General features: G+C 48.4%; 31 protein-coding genes and 1 other annotated feature. Of the genes, 16 read left to right on the top strand and 15 right to left on the bottom strand.

What is annotated here, in order from left to right; translation table 11 throughout:
* Nucleotides 1-69: 69 nt before the first annotated feature.
* Nucleotides 70-726 carry a TVP38/TMEM64 family protein gene (locus KD909_RS13700; protein ID WP_078146111.1) on the top strand — a complete coding sequence of 219 codons (657 nt, stop codon included), beginning with the start codon at nucleotides 70-72 and terminating at the stop codon, nucleotides 724-726.
* A 30-nt stretch (nucleotides 727-756) separates the two neighbouring features.
* Here KD909_RS13700 and queF read toward each other — a convergent pair whose 3' ends face one another.
* From queF to queC, 4 genes are read right to left on the bottom strand one after another with little or no spacing between them, the layout of a single operon-like run.
* The gene (gene queF / locus KD909_RS13695) at nucleotides 757-1245 is read right to left on the bottom strand and encodes a preQ(1) synthase (protein ID WP_015880473.1); all 489 of its coding nucleotides are present in this window, start codon (nucleotides 1243-1245) and stop codon (nucleotides 757-759) included.
* Nucleotides 1246-1256: 11 nt separating this feature from the next.
* Nucleotides 1257-1967: a 7-carboxy-7-deazaguanine synthase QueE gene (queE, locus tag KD909_RS13690; protein WP_211781893.1), complete on the bottom strand. Its 711-nt coding sequence runs from the start codon at nucleotides 1965-1967 to the stop codon at nucleotides 1257-1259.
* The gene (gene queD / locus KD909_RS13685; RefSeq protein WP_211781892.1) at nucleotides 1949-2407 is read right to left on the bottom strand and encodes a 6-carboxytetrahydropterin synthase QueD; all 459 of its coding nucleotides are present in this window, start codon (nucleotides 2405-2407) and stop codon (nucleotides 1949-1951) included. Before queD ends, queE begins: the two co-directional genes overlap by 19 nt.
* A complete protein-coding gene (gene queC / locus KD909_RS13680; RefSeq protein WP_159563339.1) occupies nucleotides 2404-3048 on the bottom strand; it encodes a 7-cyano-7-deazaguanine synthase QueC in 645 nt (214 codons plus the stop codon). The genes queD and queC overlap by 4 nt, the downstream gene beginning before the upstream one ends.
* Before the next feature lie 217 nt (nucleotides 3049-3265).
* On the opposite strand from queC, the gene nhaC reads away from it, so the two are divergent.
* The 5 genes from nhaC (at nucleotide 3266) to KD909_RS13655 (ending at nucleotide 8091) form a co-directional block, all read left to right on the top strand.
* The gene (nhaC, locus tag KD909_RS13675) at nucleotides 3266-4642 is read left to right on the top strand and encodes a Na+/H+ antiporter NhaC (protein WP_211781891.1); all 1377 of its coding nucleotides are present in this window, start codon (nucleotides 3266-3268) and stop codon (nucleotides 4640-4642) included.
* 84 nt (nucleotides 4643-4726) lie between these two features.
* Nucleotides 4727-5311 (top strand): DNA-3-methyladenine glycosylase, encoded by a 585-nt coding sequence (locus KD909_RS13670; RefSeq protein ID WP_211781890.1) that lies wholly within the window; start codon nucleotides 4727-4729, stop codon nucleotides 5309-5311.
* 82 nt (nucleotides 5312-5393) lie between these two features.
* Nucleotides 5394-5906 (top strand): type 1 glutamine amidotransferase domain-containing protein, encoded by a 513-nt coding sequence (locus KD909_RS13665; RefSeq protein WP_015880479.1) that lies wholly within the window; start codon nucleotides 5394-5396, stop codon nucleotides 5904-5906.
* Between the two features lie 165 nt (nucleotides 5907-6071).
* Nucleotides 6072-7142 (top strand): MFS transporter, encoded by a 1071-nt coding sequence (locus tag KD909_RS13660; RefSeq protein ID WP_211781889.1) that lies wholly within the window; start codon nucleotides 6072-6074, stop codon nucleotides 7140-7142.
* A gap of 115 nt (nucleotides 7143-7257) precedes the next feature.
* A complete protein-coding gene (locus KD909_RS13655; RefSeq protein WP_211781888.1) occupies nucleotides 7258-8091 on the top strand; it encodes an undecaprenyl-diphosphate phosphatase in 834 nt (277 codons plus the stop codon).
* 164 nt (nucleotides 8092-8255) lie between these two features.
* On the opposite strand, the gene bshB2 is transcribed toward KD909_RS13655, so the two are convergent.
* Genes bshB2 through pdxK form a run of 3 tightly spaced genes read right to left on the bottom strand, consistent with a single transcriptional unit; the run spans nucleotide 8256 to nucleotide 10154 of the window.
* Nucleotides 8256-8906 carry a bacillithiol biosynthesis deacetylase BshB2 gene (bshB2, locus tag KD909_RS13650; protein ID WP_211781887.1) on the bottom strand — a complete coding sequence of 217 codons (651 nt, stop codon included), beginning with the start codon at nucleotides 8904-8906 and terminating at the stop codon, nucleotides 8256-8258.
* A complete protein-coding gene (locus KD909_RS13645) occupies nucleotides 8903-9274 on the bottom strand; it encodes a YojF family protein (protein ID WP_211781886.1) in 372 nt (123 codons plus the stop codon). The genes bshB2 and KD909_RS13645 overlap by 4 nt, the downstream gene beginning before the upstream one ends.
* 55 nt (nucleotides 9275-9329) lie before the next feature.
* Nucleotides 9330-10154 (bottom strand): pyridoxine/pyridoxal/pyridoxamine kinase, encoded by an 825-nt coding sequence (gene pdxK / locus KD909_RS13640; protein WP_211781885.1) that lies wholly within the window; start codon nucleotides 10152-10154, stop codon nucleotides 9330-9332.
* Between the two features lie 186 nt (nucleotides 10155-10340).
* Here pdxK and cbpA point away from each other — a divergent pair, with 186 nt between their 5' ends.
* On the top strand, nucleotides 10341-10976 hold the full coding sequence (cbpA, locus tag KD909_RS13635; RefSeq protein WP_031424393.1) for a cyclic di-AMP binding protein CbpA: 636 nt from the start codon (nucleotides 10341-10343) through the stop codon (nucleotides 10974-10976).
* A gap of 12 nt (nucleotides 10977-10988) precedes the next feature.
* On the opposite strand, the gene KD909_RS13630 is transcribed toward cbpA, so the two are convergent.
* The 3 genes from KD909_RS13630 to KD909_RS13620 form a co-directional block, all read right to left on the bottom strand.
* On the bottom strand, nucleotides 10989-11528 hold the full coding sequence (locus tag KD909_RS13630) for a GNAT family N-acetyltransferase (RefSeq protein WP_256440690.1): 540 nt from the start codon (nucleotides 11526-11528) through the stop codon (nucleotides 10989-10991).
* 63 nt (nucleotides 11529-11591) lie between these two features.
* Nucleotides 11592-12476, bottom strand: coding sequence for a diacylglycerol/lipid kinase family protein (locus KD909_RS13625; RefSeq protein ID WP_015880487.1), 885 nt, complete (start codon nucleotides 12474-12476; stop codon nucleotides 11592-11594).
* 134 nt (nucleotides 12477-12610) lie between these two features.
* On the bottom strand, nucleotides 12611-12985 hold the full coding sequence (locus KD909_RS13620) for a hypothetical protein (RefSeq protein WP_015880488.1): 375 nt from the start codon (nucleotides 12983-12985) through the stop codon (nucleotides 12611-12613).
* A gap of 159 nt (nucleotides 12986-13144) precedes the next feature.
* Here KD909_RS13620 and KD909_RS13615 point away from each other — a divergent pair, with 159 nt between their 5' ends.
* The 4 genes from KD909_RS13615 to KD909_RS13600 all read left to right on the top strand — a co-directional run bounded on the left by KD909_RS13615 (nucleotide 13145) and on the right by KD909_RS13600 (nucleotide 17032).
* A complete protein-coding gene (locus tag KD909_RS13615) occupies nucleotides 13145-13576 on the top strand; it encodes a MarR family winged helix-turn-helix transcriptional regulator (protein ID WP_211781884.1) in 432 nt (143 codons plus the stop codon).
* A 119-nt stretch (nucleotides 13577-13695) separates the two neighbouring features.
* A complete protein-coding gene (locus tag KD909_RS13610; protein ID WP_015880490.1) occupies nucleotides 13696-14331 on the top strand; it encodes an FMN-dependent NADH-azoreductase in 636 nt (211 codons plus the stop codon).
* 80 nt (nucleotides 14332-14411) lie between these two features.
* Nucleotides 14412-15089, top strand: coding sequence for a uracil-DNA glycosylase (locus KD909_RS13605; RefSeq protein ID WP_211781883.1), 678 nt, complete (start codon nucleotides 14412-14414; stop codon nucleotides 15087-15089).
* Nucleotides 15090-15232: 143 nt separating this feature from the next.
* Nucleotides 15233-15427, top strand: a binding site (T-box leader).
* Between the two features lie 45 nt (nucleotides 15428-15472).
* A complete protein-coding gene (locus KD909_RS13600) occupies nucleotides 15473-17032 on the top strand; it encodes an aromatic amino acid hydroxylase (protein ID WP_211781882.1) in 1560 nt (519 codons plus the stop codon).
* A gap of 49 nt (nucleotides 17033-17081) precedes the next feature.
* Here KD909_RS13600 and KD909_RS13595 read toward each other — a convergent pair whose 3' ends face one another.
* On the bottom strand, nucleotides 17082-18080 hold the full coding sequence (locus KD909_RS13595; RefSeq protein WP_047795836.1) for an alpha/beta hydrolase: 999 nt from the start codon (nucleotides 18078-18080) through the stop codon (nucleotides 17082-17084).
* Nucleotides 18081-18110: 30 nt separating this feature from the next.
* Entirely contained in the window at nucleotides 18111-18932 is an 822-nt protein-coding gene (locus KD909_RS13590) for a Cof-type HAD-IIB family hydrolase (RefSeq protein ID WP_015880494.1), read from the bottom strand.
* 125 nt (nucleotides 18933-19057) lie between these two features.
* Between KD909_RS13590 and KD909_RS13585 the strand changes: the two genes are divergently transcribed.
* The 4 genes from KD909_RS13585 to KD909_RS13570 all read left to right on the top strand — a co-directional run bounded on the left by KD909_RS13585 (nucleotide 19058) and on the right by KD909_RS13570 (nucleotide 22977).
* The gene (locus KD909_RS13585) at nucleotides 19058-19750 is read left to right on the top strand and encodes a response regulator transcription factor (protein ID WP_015880495.1); all 693 of its coding nucleotides are present in this window, start codon (nucleotides 19058-19060) and stop codon (nucleotides 19748-19750) included.
* Nucleotides 19747-21126 (top strand): sensor histidine kinase, encoded by a 1380-nt coding sequence (locus KD909_RS13580; RefSeq protein ID WP_015880496.1) that lies wholly within the window; start codon nucleotides 19747-19749, stop codon nucleotides 21124-21126. The genes KD909_RS13585 and KD909_RS13580 overlap by 4 nt, the downstream gene beginning before the upstream one ends.
* Nucleotides 21127-21190: 64 nt before the next feature.
* Nucleotides 21191-21556 carry a DUF1499 domain-containing protein gene (locus KD909_RS13575; protein WP_015880497.1) on the top strand — a complete coding sequence of 122 codons (366 nt, stop codon included), beginning with the start codon at nucleotides 21191-21193 and terminating at the stop codon, nucleotides 21554-21556.
* Complete coding sequence (locus KD909_RS13570; RefSeq protein ID WP_031424403.1) at nucleotides 21553-22977, top strand: dihydrolipoyl dehydrogenase family protein; 1425 nt, start codon at nucleotides 21553-21555, stop codon at nucleotides 22975-22977. Before KD909_RS13575 ends, KD909_RS13570 begins: the two co-directional genes overlap by 4 nt.
* Before the next feature lie 33 nt (nucleotides 22978-23010).
* Here the strand turns inward: KD909_RS13570 and KD909_RS13565 are convergent, their stop codons facing one another.
* The 3 genes from KD909_RS13565 to KD909_RS13555 all read right to left on the bottom strand — a co-directional run bounded on the left by KD909_RS13565 (nucleotide 23011) and on the right by KD909_RS13555 (nucleotide 24828).
* Nucleotides 23011-23790 (bottom strand): flagellar motor protein MotB, encoded by a 780-nt coding sequence (locus KD909_RS13565; protein WP_015880499.1) that lies wholly within the window; start codon nucleotides 23788-23790, stop codon nucleotides 23011-23013.
* On the bottom strand, nucleotides 23768-24550 hold the full coding sequence (motA, locus tag KD909_RS13560) for a flagellar motor stator protein MotA (RefSeq protein WP_211781881.1): 783 nt from the start codon (nucleotides 24548-24550) through the stop codon (nucleotides 23768-23770). The genes KD909_RS13565 and motA overlap by 23 nt, the downstream gene beginning before the upstream one ends.
* Before the next feature lie 86 nt (nucleotides 24551-24636).
* Nucleotides 24637-24828 (bottom strand): hypothetical protein, encoded by a 192-nt coding sequence (locus KD909_RS13555; protein ID WP_224862903.1) that lies wholly within the window; start codon nucleotides 24826-24828, stop codon nucleotides 24637-24639.
* 205 nt (nucleotides 24829-25033) lie between these two features.
* Here KD909_RS13555 and KD909_RS13550 point away from each other — a divergent pair, with 205 nt between their 5' ends.
* Nucleotides 25034-26413 carry a TrkH family potassium uptake protein gene (locus KD909_RS13550; RefSeq protein ID WP_211781880.1) on the top strand — a complete coding sequence of 460 codons (1380 nt, stop codon included), beginning with the start codon at nucleotides 25034-25036 and terminating at the stop codon, nucleotides 26411-26413.
* The last annotated feature ends 39 nt before the right edge of the window (nucleotides 26414-26452 follow it).

The following is a 26452-nucleotide window of genomic DNA, read 5'->3' as shown; positions in this document are numbered from 1 at the left end:
AGATGGCTGAAAAAAGGTGGATGACATCCTCGATTACGGGAATAAAAGCAAATAGAGAGGAGGAGGACGATGAAGAAGTGGAAGATACAATGGATGATTGCACTCGTCCTACTCCTGTTCGGGACGGCGACATTCCTTTATCAGTGGGTTGACGTAAGCCCAGGCGATATTCGGGACTACATCATTCAATTCGGATGGTTGGCTCCGCTCATTTACATCTTGTTGTTCACCGTTCGTCCCCTCATCTTGTTCCCGACGTCCGTCTTGTCGGTCGCCGGCGGCTTGGCGTTTGGAATGTTACCGGGCGTCATCTATACCGTCATCGGGGCGACATTGAGTGCGCTTGTTGCGTATTATGTGGCAATTTTTTTCGGCGACCGTTTCTTGCATCACTTCGAATCAACGAACTATGAAGCCATTCAGCGTAAAATCGAAGAAGACGGCTTCTTTTACGTCCTCATCTTACGTCTCATCCCGCTCGTTAATTTCGATTTGGTCAGCTATGCTTCTGGTTTGGCAAAAGTAAACGTACTCGCCTATCTGTTTGCGACCGTCGTTGGTATGATTCCCGGGGCGTTCGCGAACAATTTTCTCGGGAGTAGTATCGCCAGTGGGGATTGGACGCTCATCGCCTTGGCATTTGGGATCATGCTCGTGTTGACGCTCGTTGCGACTGTGTTCCGCGAACCGATTAAGCGACAGATTCATCGCTATCAAAAAAAGTAGGCGACTCCAGATGGAGCGCCTACTTTTCAATTAACGGTTGTCGACCGTCTCTGGATACAGGTCATGGTTGAACAGACGGTGTTCTGCCATTTTTTCATACTTCGTGCCTGGCTTTCCGTAGTTGTAGTACGGATCGATCGAGATACCGCCACGTGGTGTGAATTTCCCCCACACTTCGAGATAGCGCGGCTCCATCAACTTGACGAGATCTTTCCCGATGACGTTGATGCAGTTCTCGTGGAAGTCACCGTGGTTACGGAAGCTGAACAAGTACAACTTCAACGACTTCGACTCGACGAGTTTCTCATCCGGGATGTACGAGATGTAGATGGTTGCGAAGTCCGGTTGGTTCGTGATCGGGCACAACGATGTAAATTCGGGTGCGTTGAATTTCACGAAGTAGTCGTTCTCCGGATGACGATTCGGGAACGCCTCAAGGACGTCAGGTGTGTATTCAAAAATATATGGGACGCTCTTCTGTCCGAGGAGCGAGAGGTCTTGTAAGTCTTCTGGTCTCATGTTCATTCTCCTTAGACGCCACGTTCGTTGGCGTACAGTAATGTGTGTAGTTGTGGTAGGACGCGGACGCTTTGCCATGACGGGTCGCGTGCGACGTCTTCCCATAGTTGTTTCAAACGACGGAGCTGGGCATCGGTGATGTCGCCGTCTGCACCAGGCTCCGGGTTACCGGCCGACAAATACATGACGTCCGGTGAGTAGCGCTGCTGCACTTCTTTCGCGTAGGCAAAGTCCACTTCATCAAAGACAGCAACTTTGAATGTCGTCTGCTCGGGGCGCAACCGTTCGACGATAGCGTCGAGTTGCTCCCAGTTCGTTTTCATACCAGACGATGGAGGTTTTGGACTGAGGGTCACGTCATCGATTTGTGTGAGCCAGTCTTGATAGCGGCTACCTTGCGTCTCGACAGCGAGTGTGACACCACGTTCTTTCAACTTCACAACGAGGTCTTCCATGGCCGCGATGAGGAGCGGATTGCCACCCGAGATGGTGACGTAATCGTACATACCAAGTGCGTCCAGGCGAGCGATGACCTCATCGGCTGCCAGCATGTCCGGTTTTTCTGAACCGTCCCACGTGAAGGCGGAATCGCACCAAGAACAGCGATAATCGCAACCGGCGGTCCGGACGAACATCGTCTTCTGTCCGATGGCCCGGCCTTCGCCTTGGAAGGTTGGTCCGAACACTTCAAGAACAGGTATTTTCACGATTCCACCAACCATTCACGACGGAACTCAGCGTATGACGTCGGCGTTTCGTACAAACGGACGAATTCGACGCGCACGTCGCGTTCATTTGGCAAGTGTGTCGCCAGTTTTTCAAAAATCCAATAACACATGTTTTCTGCAGTTGTATTCATATAAGGGAGTGACTCGTTTAAATAGCGATGATCGAGATACGGCTCAAGCTCTTCTTTGAAGATCTTTTTCAAATCACCAAAGTCGAGTGTCATGCCGCGATTGTCGAGAAAGCCGCTGACACCCATCTGGAGCTTATACGTATGACCATGAAGGGCACGACATTTGCCGTCATAGTCAAAGAGATGGTGCGCCGCGTCGAACGTTACTTCTTTGACGATTTGAACGCGATGCGGACAGTAGATGAGCGATCCTTCTTGCTTTGATTCGACACTGGTCGGAGCGAGGAATGGAGCATGTTTCATACGCGCACCTCCTCGTAAGCCGTGAGTCCGTTTTGACGAAGCTTACACGCCGGACATTCTCCACAACCTGAACCGATGACACCGTTGTAGCAAGTAAGCGTGCGTTCTTTGACATAGTCAAAGGCACCGAGTTCGTCGGCGAGAGCCCACGTTTCTTTTTTATCGAGCCACATGAGCGGTGTGTCGATGACGAATGGATAATCCATCGCTAAATTGAGTGTCACATTGAGTGATTTGATGAATTGGTCTCGGCAATCCGGGTAACCTGAAAAGTCCGTTTCACATACACCAGTCACGATGTGATGCATACCGAGTTGTTTGGCCATGACGGCTGCAAACGATAAGAATAGATGGTTGCGTCCATCGACGAACGTGTTTGGGACGTCCGCATTGTCGATGTCGAGATCGTGTCTCGTGAGCGCGTTTGAAGTGAGTTGTCCGAGTAGGGACAAATCGAGGATGTGGTGTGGGACATCGAGTTCTGTCGCAATTTCTTTGGCGACCTCGATTTCCGCATCATGGCGTTGACCATATGCGAACGTCACCGCCTCCACATGAGAGAATTGTTGTTTTGCCCAAAACAGGCAAGTGGTTGAATCTTGGCCACCACTGAAGACGACCAAAGCTTTTTCGTGTTGCATGAAGCACACTTCCTTTTCGCTAGTTTTGATGTCGGAGGAGGTTACGAACTCCGGAGGTCACCCTCAAGCATATAATTTATCATAAAAAGACGTTTGACAGGGAGAAAGGAAGCGAGTATAGTAAAAAACATCACTGACATGCTTTTGTGCATAAAAGCGTTTAAGCGGTTAGGCGAAATAATAAATCATAAAGATATAACGAAAGGAGGGGACGTCGATGCAGATGAAAGGAAAAGAAGCTGTATTCGTCGTGTTGATGAGCGGGATCACCTTGCTCGCACTGATGTTTTTGGCCAAAGCGACGCCACATATGGCGATTTTTGGCACAATGGTAATGGTAGGTGGATACGCGTATTATCGTTCACGCGACTTCAAACAGATTGAAACGGCGATGATCAACGGGATTCGTGAAGCGATCATGCCGGTATTGATTTTGTTGTTGATTGGGATGCTCATCGGAGTATGGCAAATGTCCGGGACGGTCGCGACGATCCTCTCCATCGGTCTAAATAAAATCTCTGCTGAATGGTTCTTACCGAGTGTCTTGTTGATCACGATGATCGTCTCGACCTTCACAGGAAGCGCCTTTACAACCGTCGGAACGGTCGGTGTCGCCTTATTTGGAATCGGGACGGCACTAGGCATTTCGCCGGCGCTCGCCGCAGGTGCGATCGTATCGGGTGCCCTCTTCGGAGACAAGATGAGCCCGTTGTCGGATACGACGAACTTTGCGCCGGCAGTGGCGGGTGTCAAACTGTTCGACCACATTCGCTTCATGATGGGGACGACGATTCCAGCGTTCATCATCACGTTGATTTTATTCACGTTCCTCGGACGTAGCGGTCAAACTGCCGACACGGCACAAATTGCAGAGGCGCAAGCCGCGCTCAGCGGACGGTTTGACCTCTCATGGCTCACGTTGATTGCCCCTGTGCTCGTCGCAGTGCTTGCGTTCCGTCGGATGCCGGTCTTACCGACTATGCTCGTTGGGATGTTCGCGGGTGTGTTGACGGCCGGTTTTGTTCAAGGAAACTGGAGCATCTCGAACTGGCTCGGTGTCATGCAGTCGGGCTTCAAATCAGGTGTCGAGAATGAATTGATTGCGAATGTACTCGATAAAGGTGGTCTTGAATCGATGCTCTGGTCGGTCAGTCTTGTCTTGATCGCCCTCGCGTTCGGTGGCTTATTACGTGAACTTGGTGTCTTCCAAGCCATCGTTGAATCGTTGCTCGAGCGTTTGAAGTCACCAGGGAGCTCGGTCCTATCAGTTATCCTCAGTTCAATCGGTGTCAACTTGCTCGCGGGAGAACAGTACTTGTCGATTCTCTTGCCGGGTCAGGCGTTCAAGCAAGGGTTTATCGATCGTGGGATCGACCCACGCTACTTGTCACGGGCACTTGAAGATGGCGGGACCGTCATCAACCCGCTCATTCCGTGGGGAGTTTCTGGCGCATTCTTCGCAGCGACACTCGGCGTACCTGTATTGGAATACGCACCGTTTGCCTTCTTCCTCTGGCTCAGCCCGGTCTTCTCCATCATCTTGGGATACGTCCGATTGGGGAAGCAACGTGAATCACTAAAAATCGCATCATAATATCGAGGTGTCCTGCCATGCAGGGCATCTTTTTTGTGTGCAACATATGACTTTTGAGAAAATAGGAGAAACGGAGGTGGAACCATGAAGCGACTCGATCTAGCATTTTATAAACAACCGACACTCGAATTGGCACGCGCCTTACTCGGTCAATATTTGGTGCGGCGACATCCAGAAGGTGACATCATCGCGAAGATTGTCGAGACAGAGGCTTACCTCGGTGCCATCGACCGGGCGGCGCATAGCTTCGGAGGGCGTCGAACGAAGCGAACGGAAGTCATGTTCGGACAACCTGGGCATGTATACACGTATCAAATGCATACACATACGCTCCTGAACGTGGTCAGTGGTCCGGTTGGTACACCGGAAGCCGTCTTGATTCGAGCCGTCGAACCGATTCAAGGACATGAATGGATTGCTTCGAACCGTCCTGGGGTGAAACGATATGACCAGACGAACGGACCAGGGAAGTTGACGAAAGCACTCGGAATCACAATGGATCTATACGGCCATTCCTTTCAACAAGACCCACTCTACATCGCGGAGGGTGAGGCAGGAGTAGTGATTGAGGCGGGTCCACGCATCGGGATTCCGAACACGGGTGAGGCGCGCGACTACCCGTATCGCTTTTTTGAACGCGATAATCCATACGTCTCGAAATTCCGTTGAATGCCACTTGAGATGTTTAAGTGATTCATGCCTGTGGAACAGTCCCTATGTGCATAAAACAAACAAAGGGAGTGTTTAGGATATGGCAAAAGTAGCAACGCTCATTACGGATATGTTTGAAGATGTAGAATTCACGGGTCCCCGTGACGCATTGGTGGATGCGGGACATGATGTCGTGACGATCGAGAAGAAAGCGGGTAATACGGTAGAAGGGAAACAAGGGGAGGCGAAAGTGAACATCGACCAATCGATTGACGATGTATCGCCAGAAGATTTTGATGCCCTTCTCTTGCCGGGCGGATTCTCACCTGACTTGTTGCGTGAGGACGAGCGTTTCGTCTCGTTCGCCAAAGCCTTCATGGATGCGAAAAAGCCTGTCTTTGCCATCTGTCACGGACCACAGCTGTTGATCACGGCGAAGACGTTAGAAGGTCGTGACGCGACCGGCTACAAATCGATTAAAGTCGACATGGAGTATGCCGGAGCGAAATATGCGGACAAAGAAGTTGTCGTCTGCCAAAACCAGCTCGTGACGAGCCGTCAGCCGGATGATATTCCAGCATTCAATCGCGAGATGCTCAACTTATTGAAATAACACGTCGACCACGAGATTCGTCTCGTGGTTTTTTTGTGTTTTCGGGAATAGACAAGTAAGGAGGAGATTTAAATGAAAAAACGAGCACGTTCACCGAGTTAAGTTCGTCGAAACATTGTTTGGTTAGGGTGGATTCGTTGGTTTGAAGGGCTGATTCCCGCATACGTGATTGAACGGTTGTTTTGGGAGTCGCGAGGCATCACCATTCAAGAAGTCGTCTACTTGGAGATGATCTATGCGCTCATCATCGTCTTGTTCGAGGTGCCGACCGGCGTGTGGGCGGACCGGACGACACGGCGTCGGCTGATCCAGGCAGGTGTAGCCTTAGAGTGGTTATCGTTTTGGATCTTGTTATACTCGTTCACCTTCAGCGGATTTTTTGTCGCCATCAGCTGTTCGGCCGTTGGGTCGGTCATTCGAAGTGGGGCGGAGAATGCGCTGCTATACGAGTCCTTACAAGAAAGTCATGAAGCGTCGTCGTTCGAACGGGTTCTTGGAAAACTGAACGCGATTGGGATTATGGCCGCTGTGACGGCGGCATGGAGTGGCAGTATGTTGGCTCAGTACCTTCCATTGGAGTGGAACTACAGACTTTCCATTCTCAGTTTATTGATGGCGACCGTGTGTAGCTTATTTCTCGTTGAACCCGTTCATGGCGAAGGAGAAGACCGATTGACGTGGCGGCACTTGTTGAAAGGATTTCAATTTGTGTGGTCGCACACATCCCTTCGTAACGTCACCATCGGATTTTTGGCAGCCGTGTCCGCATTCAATTTCATCGATGAGTTCTGGCAACTGTATGCACGTGATGTATCCATCCCGATCTATTGGTTCGGTGCCATTTCAAGCGTCCTGCTTTTGATTCAGTTACCTGGTCAACTTTTTGCGGGGACGCTTATACGATTTGCGTCATCCAAGCGTTGGTTAAACGGGTTCGGTTGGTTAATGGGCGGTGGATTTCTCCTCGTCGGGTTGTTCCCGAGTTCGATTGGAGTCGGTGTGATGGGACTCCTAGCTCTATTGTATGGTGCGATGGAGCCACTCTATTTTGGGCTCTTGCATCATCAGGTGCCTTCCGATATCCGAGCGACGACGGAATCATCTGTCTCGATGCTATGGCATCTCGGTATCCTTGTGTTGGGGTTTGTCTTTATTGTAGGAACGACAGCGTCGCTATTTTTGGCGTTCATCTTAATCGGGCTTGTCGTTTGGTTCGTTCATGCGACCGCCCGATAATTTTTACAGACATGGGTCATAAGCCATGTCTGTTTTTACGTCTTAAGACGGACGAAAGATTGTGTCGAGAAGTGTATGATGAGAACAATCTTGATGAATCAATAGGAGAAACAATGTGGAATGGTATGAATTATTTGTAGGATTTTTATTAGGTGTCGTCGAGGGATTGACGGAATTTGCCCCGGTCTCGTCGACCGGTCATATGATTCTCGTAGATGGTCTCTGGTTGAATTCGAGTCAGTTTTTAGGGCAGGAAGTAGCGAACACGTTTAAAATCGTCATTCAATTAGGGTCGATTTTAGCGGTCGTGGTCGTCTTTCGGGACCGGTTCAAAGCGTTACTGAATCCGAAGTCTTTGCTCACCTTAAGACAAAGTGGAACCGCGCGCCAATTCAATCTCGTACATATTTTGATCGGATTGCTGCCTGCTGGCGTCCTCGGTGTACTGTTTGAGGACTACATCGATACACATCTCTTCTCGGTCAAGACGGTGTTGATTGGGTTAGTCGTCGGTGCGTTCTTTATGATTGCCGCAGATTTATCCGGTGTGAAGCGTCAGACGACCGCTACGCTCGATGACATCACGTATAAGCAAGCACTTGGTGTCGGCTTGATTCAATGTTTTTCGCTATGGCCAGGATTCTCACGGTCTGGTTCAACGATTTCTGGAGGGGTTCTCCTCGGAATGAGCCACCGGGCAGCGGCAGATTTTACGTTCATCATGGCGGTACCGATCATGTTTGGAGCGAGTGCATTGTCACTCTATAGCAAGTGGACGTATTTCACGCTCGATACGCTACCCGTGTTTGTCGTCGGCTTCGTCAGCGCATTTTTATTCGCACTTCTTTCAATTAAGTTCTTTTTGAAATTGATTAACAAAGTGAAATTGATGCCGTTTGCGATTTATCGAATCGTATTGGCTGTTGTGATTTACGTACTTTACTTCTAAAAAAAAAACACGTGCGAATGGCACGTGCTTGAAACCAATGAATGGAATTGTTCGTACAGTCTAGAAGAGGTGAAAACATGGGACAAATCGTTGTAGTATTCGGAACGTTAATCGGTCTTGGGACCGTTGGGGCATTGCTTTATATGACTCGTCTAGCCTATGAATCATGAGAACGGATAATGATAGAAGCGCTCACGTTGGAGTAACTCCATGACGTGGGCGTTTTCTGCGTTATCGATCGCACGAAGCAGACCTTCTGTCTGAGACCGGTGGGCAAACAGGGCATCTTTCTTCTGTTCGCTCTCTTCCGTTACATCGACGATGACGTGCGGTTGTCCGAGTTCCTCTTCCGTGCGGCGGTCGAAGGCGACACCTAAGAACTCAGGACGCGTCTCGCCCATCTCTTGAAGTGCACGTACGACGGCACCGGCTGTCGCTTCATGATCCGGGTGGACGGCATATCCTGGATAGAACGAGATCACGGTTTCCGGCTTCACTTCGTCGATCAATGTGCGGAAACGGCTAGCGAGATCGGCCTCGTCCTCAAACTCGACGGTCTTGTCACGAAGACCCCACATGCGCAGGTCCTCGATGCCCATCATGCGACATGCTTCTTCGAGTTCATGTTTTCGAATTTTTGGTAGTTCTTCACGTGTCGTAAAAATCGGGGAACCCATGTTGCGTCCCATTTCACCGAGCGTCAAGCAGACGTATGTGACGGGTAGTCCTTTTTGACGATGTTGGATAATCGTTCCGGCCGAGCTGAACGCCTCATCGTCCGGGTGTGGAAAGATGACGAGTAACGGTCCATTCATTGATTCTCCACCTCCGATGCTCCTTGTGGGAGCGGTTTGATATCGATATGCAGCGCACACGCCAGTCGACCGAGACGATCGTGACCAGCGAGTAGTAACTGTTCGCCGTGCACTTCGTAGTCGGTCAATCCTTCGACATAGAGCCAACCGTGATCAAGTTTTAAGCCGACACGGTAAGGTCCATTTCCTTTGATTTGACCGATGCTATATTCGATTTTGGCATTACGGATAAACATCCCGGCGTTATGAAAGTCCGGGTCGTTATGTGTCGCGTAGGCACCGTTTGTCGTCTCGACATGGACGAAAAGTGGTGTTGCGACATGATTGTCTAAATATTGCTGAATGTGATTAGGTTGAATCGCTTTCACGTCTGTCCCTCCAATGGAAAGGATGACCCGAAACGTCACGTTCCGGGTCATCTGTTTACGATTGTGTTGCTACTTTTTTACGGTATCCCGTATGGTTCGTCGGTCCGACGTATTGGTTGAGGCGGAATGAGTGACGAACGGCTTCTGTGATAAATTCTTTTCCGATTTCAATCGCTTCTTCGACCGTATGACCGTTTGCGAGAGAAGCCGCGATGGCAGAAGAGAACGTGCATCCACCACCGTGTGTGAACGCAGGCTCGATTTTTTCACTTTCGAGAAGGCGGAACTCGTTTCCGTCGTACAAGACGTCGAATGCTGTATCGAAACCAAGTTTGCCACCGACTTTGACGATGACGATCTCAGCGCCGAGCTCATGGATCAGGCGAGCCGCTTCTTTGATTTCGTCCATCGTCGATGGTGTTTTATCGAGGCCAGCGAGCATACGCGCCTCGAATAAGTTTGGTGTGATGATTTTTGCGACTGGTACGAGGTGTTGACGCATCGCGACCGCGACGTTCGGGTCAAGGATCTCATCCGCACCTTTACAAGCCATGACTGGGTCGACGACGGCATTCTGGATTCCGTATTCTTTGATTTTCCGTGCGGCGAGTTCGATGATTTCAGGTGTCGGAAGCATACCTGTCTTCACGGCATCGACTCCGATCCCAGCGAGCACCGTATCGATTTGTTTCTCAATCAATGTCGTGTCGATTGGAAAGACTTCGTGGTTCCATGCGTTATGTGGATCTTGTGCCACAATGACAGTCAAAGCTGTCATACCGTACACACCGAGTTCTTCCATCGTTTTGAGGTCGGCTTGGATACCCGCGCCGCCGCTCGTATCAGAACCGGCAATCGTCAATGCTTTTTTCATCGTCATAATCGTCCATCCCCTTTGTCTGTTTGGATAGTTTCACTATAACGACTTTTTCCTATTCCGACAAATGCAAGGATTACAAGAAGTGTTCATAACTTTTCAGAAAAAGTATGCAGGATGTTCATCATATTTGGGGAATAATAATGAATAGGGTGTAGACCACTTTATTATTGGCTGGGAGGAAAACGCATGTTAGTGCATAGCTTATGTATCCCGAAGAAAGATGTTGTCACCATCAGTGAAAAGGCGACATTGCGGGAAGCGCTTCATACGCTTGAAGAAACAGGATACCGTTGTGTGCCTGTTTTAGACGAGACGGGGAAATTTTTCCGCGGTAACATTTACAAGATGCATATTTATCGTCATGGAATGAACGGGGAAAACATGGACGATAATGTGATGACACTCATCAAGAATACACAAAAGTACGTCCATGAGTCAGATGGATTCTTTGAAGTATTTTTCTCAATCAAAGAGTTGCCGTACATTGCTGTATTGAAAGATGAGAGCAATGAATTTTATGGCATTCTTCCCCATGGTAAGATGCTCGGGATGCTCGAAGAAGCATGGAGTCGCGACACGGGTAGTTACGTCTTGACAATCGCCTTGAGCGAACAGGCTGGGGCACTTGAGAAGATCACGAAAATCGTGAACAAATATACATCTATCGCGAGCTTGATGACGCTCGATGCGAAAAGTAAAGTCTTGCGTCGGGTACTCGTGACACTACCACCGGACTGTGAAGAAGACATGAAAAACAAGGTTGTCTCGAAACTTGAACAAAAAGGCTTCCGGATTGTCGAAGTCGAGAACTTAAAGAACTAAGTCAAAACCCTTTCACTTGGCGTGAAAGGGTTTTTCGTCGAGTCGTTTTTCCATCCGAATATCAGACCAAAATTGACCGTCCCAGTAGGTGAAGTGCTCGATCCGTCCAATTTCTTGATACCCGCATTTCGTATAGAGGCGATGGGCCGCATGGTTGAAGGCGAAGACGCCAAGTTCCATACGAGGTGTTTGTTTGGCTCGCAATATCTCTTCTAACAAACGAAGGGCTTCCGTACCGATGCCTTTCCCACGACCGACGGATTCGCCGATGACGAAACCGAGCCATGCCGTACCGGGTTCTTGACGATACAAATGCGGCGGGTCATACATGACGTTCATTTCTCCGACGAGATGGTCATCTGCATAGATGAGGAAGATATCGTGCGTTAAGAGTCGTTCTTCTAAATCGCCAACCGTCATCTCATAATAAGCGGTAAGTTCTGCTTCGGAGCGGCTCGGTCGAATAAGGTGTACGATCTCAGGATCGTTATTCCAACGATTAAATGTATCGACGATGTCGACGGATGCAGTTTTTAATGGAACAAGCGAGATGTTGATAGGTCATTCTCCTTTCTCGCTTGAACACATTCGATTCAATCGTCAAAACTCCTGCTCTTAGACCGGCTTCAATACGTTTAAATGACTCGGCAATACTTCAAAAGTAAGTGGGAGCGTGCCACCTGTGTCCCCGTCAGCATTTACAGGAAGCGCCTCAGGTGAGGTCACCTTAACCCGTTTCGTACAAAACGAGGTGACGCTATCTGTTTCCTTCAACTTTCCTGTGAAGAGGGCGGGTGTTAATTGAAGTGCGTCCTTTAACCCGAGTTCTTCAAAGATATAGACATGAAGAAGCCCATCATTCAACCGCGCGTCTGGTTCGAAGTTTTCAAATCCTCCGACCGAGTTCGTCAAGGCGATGACGACAAGATAGGCTTCGCCATTAAACTGACCGTCTGTACTGTCAAGTGCCAACTCATATGGACTATGTTCACGGAACGCTTTTACACCCTCAATCAAGTAAGCGAACGGTCCCCATTTCGTCTTCTCTTCCACACTTACTTCGTCGACGGCTTCGGCAATGAGCCCGATGGCGATGACGTTCATGAAATAACCGTTCTCATACTTGCCGATATCCATCGGTGTCGGTTCAGCGTCACGGAGTGCCTCGATCGCTTGCTTAGGGTCACTTGGGACACCGAGTGCACGGGCGAGGTCGTTGACCGTCCCGAGTGGAATGATGCCGAAGTCAGGTCGATAAGTAGCCTCAGCTAGACCGGTCACGGCTTCGTTCAAGGTTCCGTCCCCACCCATCGCAATGACGGCCTGATAGTGCTTTTGTGCCGCTTCACGTGCGAAGTTCGTCGCATCCTGTTCCTTTTCAGTAAAGCGGACATCGACGTGTCCATATCGTTCGCGCAACACCTCTTCGGCATGCGTTGCGTGTTGTTCCCCCAATTCTTTTCCTGAGGATGGATTGACGATTAACATGACTGTGTCCATTCCAACATGTCTCCTTTTCAACTCGAATACTGTTCTTTATTCCCGACAAAGAAAGCAGATACTCCTAAAAAATCCCCATGTCGATTAGCTATTCAGGTCTAATCTTCAAGGGGAGGCGTTGAATATTCGTTTGTTTAATAATGACGGAATGCGGACATATCTAAATGACTCGCTTCCGACTCGTCCACGGCAAGTTCGATGCGCAAATGTTCATTGAACGGAGAGACGAGTGCACCCATACAGGCGACCGGTTCATGATCGGGGACCGGTGATTTACGTTTCGTTTTGACGAATAAATAGTCCGATCGTTTCAACGTCAATAAGAAACGTTCCACGGCATGCGGTTCACGGGTCACGTTTGGCCAAGGTAAATGATTGAATAATAAAAAGACCGCGCCTTCCTTCTCGAGCGCATAGTCCGGTGCGATGCCTTCCCGATTCAACAAATCGATGACAGCATGCAAAAACTCCCGTTTAATCGTCAATGAAATTTCGTAATACTCACGCATACGGTCCACCCTTTCTTAAAATCACAATACTACCATTCTAAACGTTTCCGACATGGGCGACAATGAAGAAGTTCCTTGACGAAGTATTTTTCCCGGCTTATACTGCATAAGTCCTGCTATACTAGTGATATATGATGAACGAATTGAGGTGAAACCGACATGATTGAATCCCTTGAATTGAAGGCGTGGGTCGTTCTTGCACGTGCGATGGATGCCATCAGTGATCGTGTGAAAGAAGATTTACGACGCCACCAGTTAAATTCAACAGAGTTCGGTGTTTTATCCGTACTGTATAAACGAGGAGACACCCCGTTACAACAAATCGGGGACCAAATTTTGATTACGAGCGGTAGCGTGACATACGTGATCGATAAGTTGGAGAAGCGAGGTCTGATTGAACGAATCGCCTGTCCGTCTGACCGACGTGTCACGTATGCTTCGTTGACGGACGATGGAAAGGCGCTCATGGACGTCGTCTATCCGCAACATATTGAAATCTTCAAAGATATATATGGACCGTTAAGTAATGAAGAGACGGAACAATTGATTTCGTTATTGAAACGAGTCGGTTATAACGCAGCGGGCAAATAAAGCCCGTTGCTTTTTTGTTGAATATCTTGAAATTAAAATAATTGACGATGAGATATACAGATGGTATAGTTCTAACTGTTATTGAAAAATTAAAGATTAACCAAATGGAGGATTACACGATGACTAAAGTATTATACGTATCGGCTAACCCGAAACCAACTGAACTTTCATACAGCAAACAAGTGGCAGAAACATTCGTATCAACACTAAAGGCTGAAAACGCATCAATCGAAGTGGAAGCAATCGAACTCTACGATGTCGATGTTCAAGAAATCGACGGAGACGTGCTCAGCGCATGGGGTAAATTCGCATCAGGCGAAGCACTCACTGACGTAGAAGCGAAGAAAGTAGGAACAATGAGCGGGATGCTTGAGAAGTTCATGGAAGCGGACCTTTATGTATTCGCAACGCCAATGTGGAACTTCTTCTTCCCGGCACGCATGAAAATGTTCCTCGACAGCGTCCTCATGGCAGGTAAAACGTTCCGTTACACAGAACAAGGTCCTGTCGGCTTGCTTGAAAACAAACAAGCGATCCACATCCAAGGAACAGGTGGAATCTACACAGGAACTGACCTTAACTTCGCAGACGCATACCTCCGCCAAGCACTCGCGTTTGTCGGTGTATCTGAAGTGACAACGGTAGCGGTTGAAGGGATGAACCAATACCCAGACAAAATCGAAGAAATCGTTGCGGACGCAAAAGCGAAAGCTGAAGCACTTGCGAAAGAAGTTGCAGGCGCAGTAACGGTATAACCTAGAGAGACGAGTCGACTGACTCGTCTTTTTGTATGCAATCATTTTGGGTATGATACAAAGGGAAAGGGGAGTATGCAATGGCAGATCAGTTATCGAGTCGATTACTTGGAGATTGGACGGATATTGTCCAAGAAGAGATGAAACGACCTTATTTTCAACAGTTGAAGCAATTCGTCGACCAAGCGTATGAAGAAACGATCGTTTACCCGGCCCGAGAAGATATTTGGAACGCATTTATTCACACAAAATTTAGTGAGGTGAAGTGCGTCATTTTAGGACAAGATCCGTATCACGGACCGAACCAAGCGCATGGACTCAGTTTTTCGGTGCAGGACGGAGTACGTTTCCCGCCGTCTTTACGAAACATTTTTCAAGAACTAAAAGATGACGTTGGGTGTGATCTCCCGAAGAGTGGCAACCTCGAGAAATGGGCGAAACAAGGCGTCCTGCTCTTAAATACGGCACTGACGGTTGAAGCGGGGAAGGCGGGCTCTCACCGTGGAAAAGGGTGGGAACAGTTCACTGACTCTATCATTGAGCGGCTTGGGAGTCGTGAGGAACCGATTGTATTCATCTTGTGGGGAAATGATGCGAAGAAGAAAATGAAATGGATTGGAGACCAACATAAAGTGCTTACGTCCGTTCATCCAAGTCCTTTGTCGTCCCATCGTGGATTCTTCGGCTCTAAGCCATTCTCTCAAGTGAACGATACATTGAAGGAGTGGGGAAAACCCCCAATTGAATGGTGTTTATGACAGTCTACGAAAATTCGTAGGCTGTTTTTTGTTGACGCGTCGAAAAACCTTTGGTACAGTAACTAACAAGACGTCACTTTAGTGCTTAAAAGCATATATGCATAACAGCATAACTGTATAAAAGATAAAGAATTGTATACGTAATAGAAGCGAAGAAAGAACCGAAGTAGAGACATCTTCCCTGGCCCAGAGAGCGTGTGGTGCTGCGAACACGCCCAAAAGATGAATCGAATTACAGTTCCTGAGCTCTCATCATTGAGCGGTCCCCCGTTATCGGATCAAGCGGCTAGATATTTTTCTAGCAACCAGGGTGGTACCGCGGCTTTGTCGTCCCTATCGATTCAATCGATAGGGATTTTTTTGATTTCAAAGGAGGACTTCACATGTTGACACAATCGATTCCAAAACACCTAGCCCCACATATTTCACCGCAGTTCTACAATGAATACACACCAACGGATCACGCCGTTTGGCGTTTCGTGTTGCGATTGAACTTGCACACGTTAGAAGGGAAGGCGCATCCGTTTTACATCGAAGGATTGAAACGGACGGGAATGGGACCGGACCGATTGCCGAACGTCGAACAGATGACAGACGAGATGCAGGCGGCCGGATGGTCGACAGTCGCAGTGGATGGACTCATCCCCGGCGTTGCCTTTTTTGACTTCCAAGGAAACGGGATGCTCCCGGTCGCGACAGACATTCGGAAAGTCGAGAATATTTTATACAGCCCAGCCCCTGACATCATTCATGAGGCGGCGGGACATGCGCCAATGTTGATGGACCCGACGTTTTCGGCAATCGTCAAACGCTTCGGTCAATTAGGGGCCAAGGCGTTCATGAACCGAGAAGAACATGCCTCGTTCGCCGCATTGAAACGCTTGACGATTGTGAAGGAGAACGCCAACTCAACGGAGCAAGACATCGAGGCGGCGGAGAAAGCTGTACATGAGGCGAAAGCGCAAGTGACTGGCTTTTCTGAGGCACAACAGGTCGCTCGTATCTTTTGGTGGACCGTTGAATTCGGATTGATTGGTGACCTCGACAATCCCATGATTTACGGGGCTGGTCTCTTATCATCGGTAGGAGAGAGCCGTCACTGTCTGACGGATGCCGTCGTCAAACATCCATTCGACTTGGAGCACGCGTTACAGACGAAGCAAGACGTGACAAACATGCAAAAAGAACTATTCGTTATTCCAAACTTTGAAACGCTCTCTTCTGTCTTAGATGAACTAGAAGGAAGAATGGCGATTCGAAAAGGTGGAATCGAATCTGTGGCGAAAGCGTTGGCGTCGGGAAGTCAATCGACGATTCGACTCGAGGATGGGTCAGAACGTGTCGGCATCGTTCGCCACATGACGGAGTCGAAAGAACATACGCTCATTCAATGGGATGAATGTACCATTGTAAAAAATGGTCAGTTAACGAAACGAGAGCGTCATGGACTCCTCGTTGTCCATGACACGGAATCAGCGCTGGGTCGCGATGACCTCTTTGAGGACGGGACGACTGTTCGTCACGCATGTGCATCTGATTTACTCAAGGATGTGACCGTTCGGTTAGAAGGACGAACGATTCCTCTCGACTCACTTGAGGTACGTGTCGACTCACTTCCATCAGTTTTCCCGGGAACCACGGTAGACGAGTTGATGATGATTGAAAAACCGGTGATCATTGAACGGGATGAGCGTGTATGGACAAACGATGATCCGATGTTCAATCGCATTCATCTCATGCGTGAGCGGGGAGAATCAATCGACGGTCTCATCCCAGAGATCTTAACGAACCACCCTGACGCCTGGTTATTACACATCGAGTGTCTGGAACTGGTGAAGGATGAAGGAGTGAAACAGACATTGATTGAACGTCTTGAAGCGTTGCGTCAGACTTCCCCATCCCGAAATGAATTGATTGGTCGCGCGTTCGACCTATTGCGCTAACGAAAAGAGGCGACGTTTTCCATAGTAGGAGAACGTCGCCTCTTGTGCGTTATACAGATTGATTTGTCGTTTCACGTAAGAACGTAATCAAACGACGATACGTGGAATTGGCCGCTGGGCGGTCCATTTCGAAGTAATAGTTATGTCCGAGCTCGTGCTCATTCCGATCATAAAAGACAGTCGTGACATCCGTCCGTCCTGAAAGAATCGTCGCAAATTCTTTGGCCTGTTCCTCAAAGGAATGGTCATTCCCGTCCGCGATAAACGTTGGGGCGAATGTGGCCGGTACATTGACGAGTGGCGATGCTTCAGCAACGACCGGGAGAGTCTCCCAATTGTACGTGCCGAAGTATGCCCATCCGATTCGTTTGAACAAGAAGCGGTTCACAGATTTCGATGATTCGAGCCATGCGCGCTTCAAGTCGAGTGGAGCAGATAAAAGGACGGTACCGAGGATAGAGGATTTTGGTACGACTTGTCCCACTTCAGCAGAAGGTGAATAGTCGTCATTCAACTGGATGCCGACAAACTGTGCAACGAGCTGCCCACCATTCGAATCACCTGCAAAGAAGACGCGGTCCAAGTCGAGACGGAAGCGGTCATTGTTCTCAGCGATGAACGAGTACGCTTCTTCGATTTGTTTGAGCGGGGTCGGATACATCACGTCAGGTGCGAGTGCGTAATTGATACTGACGACGTTATAGCCATTACTCGCAATCGAAGTGGCGTATTTTAACACATCCGATTTATCCCCACCGACGAACGACCCACCATGCACCCAAAAGATTGTTGGGACAGGTTTTCGGTCGCCTTCATAGCGAATCAAATCAAACGTTCCGTTGTCATAAGAAGACAAGTAGTCGATGTCTTTTCGGACAGACGTCTTTTGAACGACTTCCTCGAATCCCTTCATCTCCACTTCGTTCCCCCCTGCGAACGAAGTTTTGATTAAACGTGTGGCTGGTTTAGGTGAAAGGAACACATAAGCCGCTCCTGCGACCGCAGTTCCAATCAATCCGACTCCAGCTCGTTTCAACCCTTTATTCATCTTCCTTCCTCCCTTTCTACAATCAGAAGCTTATTGCGTGACGAGTACGTCCGTCATATACGTTTCGATGACATGAGCGATTCCGTCTTCGTTGTTTGACTTTGTGATGAAGTCCGCTTTCCCTTTGACCGTCGTGTTGGCATTTCCCATCGCGACGCCGAGGCCGGCCCATTCAATCATCGTCAAGTCATTGTTTCCGTCACCACAAGCGATGACTTCTTTTTGCGCGATGCCGAGCTGGTCTGCAAGGAAGGCGAGACTCGTTCCTTTTGTGACACCCGCTTCCGTAAACTCAAGGAAGAACGGTTTTGAACGGGCCACAGCCAATTTTCCAGCCAATTCTTCTTGTAGCTTTGTTTCGATCGGAGCGAGTGTGTCACCATCCGCAAGCATCAAACATTTGACGACCGGGGCTGTCACGGCATCTTTAAAGTTGTCGACATGAATGACCGGCATTCCTGTCAACTCACCTTCGATATCCGTATAAGGGTTCGGGCGATCGGTTACGATTTCGTTACCGACGTACGTATGAATCGCGATTCCTTCCCGTTCACTGATATTATGGAGATGGGCGACTGTATCCGGTTGGAGCGTGCTCGAGAAAATCTCCTCGTTTGTCGCACAATTGATGACCGAGGCACCGTTGAACGATAAGATGTAGCTTCCGTATTTCGCAAGTTCTAATTCACGGGCTGCATCCCACATCGCAAACGTCGGTCGTCCGCTCGCGAGTACGACCTTATAGCCGCGCGCCTGTGCATCGAGAAGTGCTTCTTTTGTCTTAGGGGAAATCGTATGGTCGCTCGTGAGGAGCGTATCATCCATATCCAATACAATCATCTTGTAACTCATAGTAGTAGGGGGTCCTCCTTCAGAATCTAATGACTCCATCCTAAACCTTTTTAAGGTCAATTGACAACCTTGTCGCAAAAACGTAACTATAATGTAGAGAAGTGAACTCTAGAAGAGGTGTAAATATGAATCGAATTTTAGTAGCTGAGGATGAACATGCGATTCGCAGCTTCATTATTGTCAATTTAAAACGAGCCGGATTCGATGTGTTCGAAGCGACGAACGGCCGAGAAGCGGTCACCGCATTTGACCGTGAACCGTTCGATGTCGTCTTATTGGATGTCATGATGCCAGAAATGGACGGATTCGAGGCATGTGCAGCCATTCGTGATCTTGACGAAAATGTAGGGATCATCATGTTGACGGCACGGACGCTCGAAGAAGATAAAATAGAGGGGCTCGGTAAAGGTGCAGACGATTACATCGCCAAACCGTTCAGTCCAGGTGAATTGGTGGCACGCATCCAAGCGTTGTTGCGCCGTGTTGAAAAAGTGAAACGAAAAGATTCGAAGCGCTTGAAGTCGGGACCGTTCGCCATCGATCTCGCCGCAAAACAAGTGACGAAGTATGGACAGTCGATCGATTTGACGCCGACGGAGTATGACTTGATCTGTCATCTCGTCCAAAATGAAGAGATCGTCTTGTCACGTGATGCGCTACTCGATGCGGTGTGGGGCGTCAACTATTTCGGTGACCGAAAGACAGTCGACGTCAACATTCGTCGCTTGCGACAAAAAATCGAAGATGACCCGAGTCATCCGGTGTACATCGAGACGTTGTGGGGTCACGGATATAAATGGCGGAGACATGAGGCATGAAACAACAGTTAGTCATTCGCATGATGATTGTCGTGACGATCGTCTTGCTCTTACTCGTCAGCGTTTTGTCTTACGGGACGTATCGCTACTATTACGAGTATGAGTCAGAAGCGTTACTGAGTCATGCGACCACGAGTGCATATCTATACCCTCAAGCCCAAGTAGGGTTTGAGACGCCGAGTGCCTTTTCTGTCCTCGTCCGGACATTCGGATATCCTGGAACTGATTTGACGATTGTCGACCGGAGCGGTTCGATTGTCAAAACGACGGGACAACGAACAAGGCAGGCCTCATTCTCTCAAGAACAGTTACAGCAATTGTCGCAAGGAGAGTCCGTCGTGCAGGACTATGACGTCGGGGATGAACATTACTTGTCAGTCACGAGTCCCATTATGACGAACGATACGTCCGAGTTTGCCATCAGTTTCACGCGACCGCTTGAAGATTTAGACACGCTCATTCGCGAAATTTGGATGACGGTCGTCATGATTGGCGTCTTGATCTGGTTGCTCGCCCTATACACCGTCATCCGGATTGCCGATCGCTTCGTCAGACCGATTCGTCACATCATCGAGGCGGCAGATGAGATGGCTCAGGGCGACTTCGATGTATCCGTTGAGTCAAATGAGAAACATGAGCTTGGAGCCTTGGCTCGAACGCTCACGTATTTAGGCGCGAAAGTCCAGCAGCATCAGTCGACACGTAACGAATTCCTCTCGAGCGTGTCGCACGAACTCAGGACACCACTCACATCGATTAAGGGATGGACCGAGACGATTCGGGGTGGTGATGAGAAACTGTCTGAAGAGACAGAGCTCGGTTTAAGCATCATCCATTCGGAGACAGAGCGCATGATCGGTCTCGTCGAACAGCTTCTTGACTATACAAAAATTGAAGAGAGTCGGTTGGTCTTGTATCGCCAAGAACTGGACCTGGTCTCTTTGTTACGTCAAGTGACACTGCAATTGAAACAGTCACTTGAAGACAAAGGCATCACACTCATCGAACGCTATCCTCAAAAATCGGTTGGACTATTTGATGAGAATCGATTGAAACAAGTGTTCTTAAACATTCTCGAGAACGCGATTCGTTTCTCACCAGACGGAGGAACGTTGACCATCCGCTTCGTGCAATCGGAACGTGTCGCCTTCATCTCCATTATCGATGAAGGTCCCGGCATTTCACGAGAGCATTTGCAGCGCATCACCGAGATGTTCTATCAGGCTCATGTCACAGAAGGTAGTAGCGGGCTTGGGCTTGCGATTTCAAAAGAATTGATCGAAGCGCATGAAGGCAAACTCGTCATCGAGAGCGAGGTCGGACACGGGACGACAGTGACCGTCTTATTGCCGCTCGACCCGAGTGAACTACATTAATAGGATTAAACCTCCCGAATTCAGGCTACATATAGATGTATGTAGACTGAGGGAGGTTTTTATAATGGCCAATCAATCTTTGAAGCCGTTAAAAGGAAGTCCGAATGCTGTTTCAACCCAAACTTCAATTGAAGAATTGCGGATGGACCCACTGCCGTATGCGGGCAGCCGCGGGCAATCGATCGAAGCCATGAAGATGGCGATGAATCAGTTGCCGCGGGCTGAATTGGTGAAGGAAACAGATGAAGGACTTCATTATGTAGTGACTTCGAAAGTGATGCGATTTAAAGATGATGTCGATTTTTTATTTGATGACGCTACTCAACAAGTCGAGTTTCGATCTGCGTCGCGTGTCGGCTATTCAGACTTTGGCGTGAATCGAAAACGAATGGAAGATGTGAGCGAACGATACCGGAGGTTGATTCGATGAAGGACTATCAGTTGATTGTCATCGGTGGTGGTGCTGCCGGGATGACAGTGGCCGCAGGGGCTGCGAATTTAGGCGCGAAAGTCGCGCTTGTTGAAAAGAACAAGCATTTAGGTGGTGACTGTCTGCATGTCGGATGTGTGCCATCGAAAGCGTTGATTGCTGCTTCAAAAGAAGCGAATGCGATGATGCGCGCGGCCCGAGTTCTCGGAACCGAGTTCAATGGACAAGAGCATTATCAAATGTCAAAAGCGCGTGTCGACAAAGCACGTGCCATTATTCAAGACCATGACGGAACAGAACGTTTTGAAAAGATTGGCGTCGACGTCTATATCGGAGAAGCCTCGTTCCAAAGTCCGCACGAATTAAAAGTAGGGAACGAGTTATTGATCGGGAAAAAATTTGTCATCTCGACGGGGTCGAAACCGACAGTTCCTCCAATTGATGGACTCGATCAAGTCCCATACTTAACGAACGAAACGGTCTTTGAAGAAGAGACGCTCCCGGAGAGCCTGATTGTCATCGGCGCCGGAACGGTCGGGCTTGAATTGGCCCAGTCCTTTGTCCGACTCGGCTCACAAGTGACCGTGCTCGAGGCGCAGGATGATTTCCTACCTAAAGAAGACGAGGACGTCGCCACCTATTTGAAATCTCAACTCGAGATGGCGATGCGCCTAAAAATCGGCGTAAAGGTCAATCGAGTCGATGAGGTCGATGGCCGCATTCGTGTCACGACAGAGGTGAACGGCGAAACGGTCGAATATGAAGCGGACAAACTGCTGATGGCGACGGGTCGCGTTCCCCGAATCGATGCGCTCCGTCTCGACCGGGCGAACGTTCAGGTGACGAAAGGGTATATCGATGTCTCGTCGTCATATCGGACGTCACAATCTCATATCTTTGCGATTGGCGATACGATCAAGACGCTCCCATTCACACATGCCGCTGGAGAAGAAGGGAAGGCGGTTGTCGCGAACGCGCTCTTTGGATTATGGAACAAGGTCGACTACAGCAAGCTCCCGTGGATCACATTCACAGACCCTGAGGTGTTCCATGTCGGGATGACAGAGAAAGAAGCGCGCGAGCGTTACGGCGACGACATTGAGACGTATGAAGCGAAACTGTCCGAAGTGGACCGCTTCATTGCCGAACGCCAAGAAGCAGGCTTTGTCAAAGTAATCACGAAGAAAAATGGAAAAATCATCGGAGCACATGCAGTCGGCGAATCGGCGGGGGATTGGATGCAAATTGTCGTCTATGCGATGCAACGTGGCGACAAAATCGGGAAGCTGTCCCGTATGATTTACCCGTATCCGTCGCGAAGTGAGGCCGTGAAGAAAGTGACAGACCTTTACTGGCGGAAACGTTTGTTCGAAAGTCCGCTCACCGAACTGGCGAGACGCTATTTTAAATTGATGCAATAACACAAATCACCCACTCAAACGAGTGGGTGATTATTAGTTTGGTAAGGTGATGGTTTCAATCATCTTCGGTTCGCCTTCAGAAAGGTCGACGAGTGGTTTAATCAACACTTCGACGCGTCGGTTTTTAGAGCGACCTTCTTCTGTATCGTTCGTCGCAATCGGTTTAAACTCACCGTAACTCGCAAGTGTGAATTGGGCCGGGTTCAAGGCGTCATTTGCCAAAAGGCCACGCATGAACGCGGTCGCACGTGCCGAACTGAGTTCCCAGTTTGACGGGAAACGTGCCGTATTGATTGGAATGTTATCCGTATGACCGGAGACGACAATCTCTCGCTTGCCCGCCTTCTCTAAAATCTGACTGATGTTTTGTGCGACGGCACGAGCATCGGCGTCGAGTGTCGCCTCTCCTAAGTTGAACAGGGCACGGTCTTGAATCGTCAAGACGAGACCACTTGAATTGATCGTCGCTTTGATTTGGCTTTCGAGACCGTTCTTTTTAATGTATTTGTTTACATCTTCTTTTAATTCATCAAGCTGGGCCAATTCATACGTCCGTGGGTTGGCGGTCGTATTGGTCTTGTCTGTACGTTCGATGTCACTGTTTGAGGCGGTCGAAGCTTGAAAGACGCTGACGCCCCCGGAGAACACCTGGTTGAAAGACTGTGACATTTTCTCAAGCTTGGTCTGGTCGATGTTACTCGATGCGAATAGTACGATGAAAAGTGCGAGCAACAGGGTCAACAAGTCGGCGTAAGGAATCAGCCATCCTTCGGGAATATGTTCTTCATGATCATGCTTCTTTTTGCGCTTCATAGTCAGCTCGCTCCTTTGGAGACAAATACACAGACAGTTTATCTTCTAGCGTTTTTGGAGATTCACCACTTTGAATCGATAAAATCCCTTCAATCATCATTTCCTTGATGATGACTTCACTCTTCGAATACTGCTTGAGTTTATTGGCAAACGGGAACCAAAGCACATATCCGGTGAAAATCCCGAATAGCGTCGCGACGAAGGCCGCTGAAATAGCATGTCCGAGCTTATCAATATCGGATAAATCTTTCAAAGCAGCAATCAATCCGATAACGGCTCCCAGTACCCCAAGTGTCGGGGCATATGTCCCGGCTTGAGTGAAAATATCGGCGTTTGCTTTATGACGCTGTTCCATATTCTCGATGTCGCGTGACATGACTTCCGCAATATATTCGGAAGGTTGACCGTCGATGACCATCATCATGCCTTGGCGTAAAAATGGTTCTTCGACTTGTTCGAGTGCCGTTTCAAGGGAGAGGAGTCCCTCTTTTCGGGCTTGAGTCGACAAGTCGACGAATTGCGTGAGCAATCCAGACTTGCTTGGCAGTTCTTGTTTTTTGAACAAGATTTTAAATAGCTTTGGAACGTTCTGCAGTTGTTCCTTTGATACGGCGATACTGACGGCCGCGGCTGTACCGACGAAAATGATAACCATTGCGGCAGGGTTGATCAGCGGCGCAACACCTGCTCCTTTTAATAGCATTCCACCGACGAGGGTGAGGAACCCGAGTATGAGTCCGACTAACGTAACGACATCCATGTCTTTGTTTTCCACCTTTCTGAAATAAATCAGGACAAAAAAAGCGAGAGACGCCACTCGTCTCCCGCAACATGCGTTCCCGATGATTAAGCGCCGTTTTCATCAATCAGCATTTGAATGCTGATATTTCGTTCTTCACGCTCTATATCGGTTAATACGTCGTATTTTTTTAACAATGCGTACAATTGATTCACGACTTCTTGCTCGAGTGACCAATTGAGTAACTCTTCTAGCTGAAAATAAAGGTGAGCGGGCATACATTGTGATTGGCGCTCCAACCTTCGTGAGACATCCTCTATCGAATGATCTACCGTACTAGGGTCCACGGTTTCATTCAACCTCCTCAACATTCTTAAAGTCTATCTCCCATAATACCAAAAAATCGAAGAAAGCGTTAGAGATACATTTTCTTGTTGGCATTTATAAAAGCGAGGAGTAACATGAAGCTTAGAACTCTTTATCAATAATTAAAGGAGAGTAAATATGCGTCATCAGTTATCTCGACGAGAGATGAGATTGAAGCGAATAGAGCTTCTTTACCGTGTCGTGTTTGAAAAACCGGCAAGATTCATCGCCTCGGGATTCATAGTAGCCATTTTTTTAGGTGCTTCATTATTGTATACCCCACTTGCACAAGCGAAACCGGTCACATTTATTGATTGTCTATTTATTGCAACATCAGCTGGTACGGTGACGGGGTTGTCAACGATTGATATCGGTACTTCGTTTACGCTGTTCGGTGAATTGGTCATTCTGGCGCTCATCCAGGTTGGTGGACTAGGTTTTATGACCGTTGCCTTGATGCTCTTAAGTCTTTTAGGGAAAAAAATTGGATTGAAACAACGCATTTTGTTGCAAGAATCACTGAACTTGGATGGACCAGGTGGAACGGTACGCTTAGTAAGGAATATCGTTTTTACGACAATTATTGTTCAAGCAATTGGAATGCTTTCGCTGACCGTTACATTGTTTCAAACGGGAAACTATACGTTTGGAGATGCGCTCTATAATGGATTTTTTCATGCTGTATCTGCTTTTAATAATGCTGGATTTGCGCTCTGGCCTGATAATTTGATGAGTTTTGAACAAAACACCAGTTTTATCGTCACGATTGCCGTGCTACTCATGATTGGCGGTCTTGGCTTTACAACCATTGCGGATATCACCGAGAAACGAACTTGGAAACACCTTGGTCTGCACTCGAAAATTATGATTCTTTCATTGTTCATCATTAATGGATTGGCTTGGATGATATTGTTGCTTACCGAATGGGTATCAAATGAGGGTTCGATGTTTAACCGATCGCTAAGCGAAGCTTTGCACGTTACTTTTTTCCAAGCCGTGACGACACGAACTGCGGGATTTAATTCGATTGATATCGCTACAATGGCACCTGTGTCAATCGGGTTAATCATTATTTTGATGTATATTGGAGCTGGTGCTGCTTCAACCGGTTCCGGAATAAAAGTAACAACGCTTGCTGTTATTTTGGCAGATATGTGGGCCTTTATCGCAGGTAAAAAGGAAACGGTTATCATGGAGCGCACAATTGACGTATTTCAAATTAAAAAAGCATATGTTGTGGCCATCTCTAGTTTTTTCTTCATCCTGCTGATTGCTACGCTGACGATTCTGACGAATAATCATTTGGCTGCGACTGCGATTTTATTTGAAACAGTTTCTGCATTTGGTACAGTAGGGCTATCGCTAGGCATTACAGCAGATTTAAATAGTCTTGGAAAAGGTTTTATCATGTTCATGATGCTTCTCGGACGTGTCGGGTCGTTGACCATTCTCTTTACCGTCGCACGTCAAGCCGACCGGAAGATTCGCTATCCGAAAGAGAAGATTTTGATTGGTTGAACGTGTGTTTTGGGCTGCATTCCTCATAGAGGGACTGCA

Origin of the sequence: Exiguobacterium sp. PFWT01 (assembly GCF_018255795.1) — a bacterium.
Classification (GTDB): Bacteria; Bacillota; Bacilli; order Exiguobacteriales; family Exiguobacteriaceae; genus Exiguobacterium.
The sequence above is the reverse complement of the archived record's forward strand: the minus strand, read 5'-3'. Positions and strand labels throughout refer to the sequence as shown.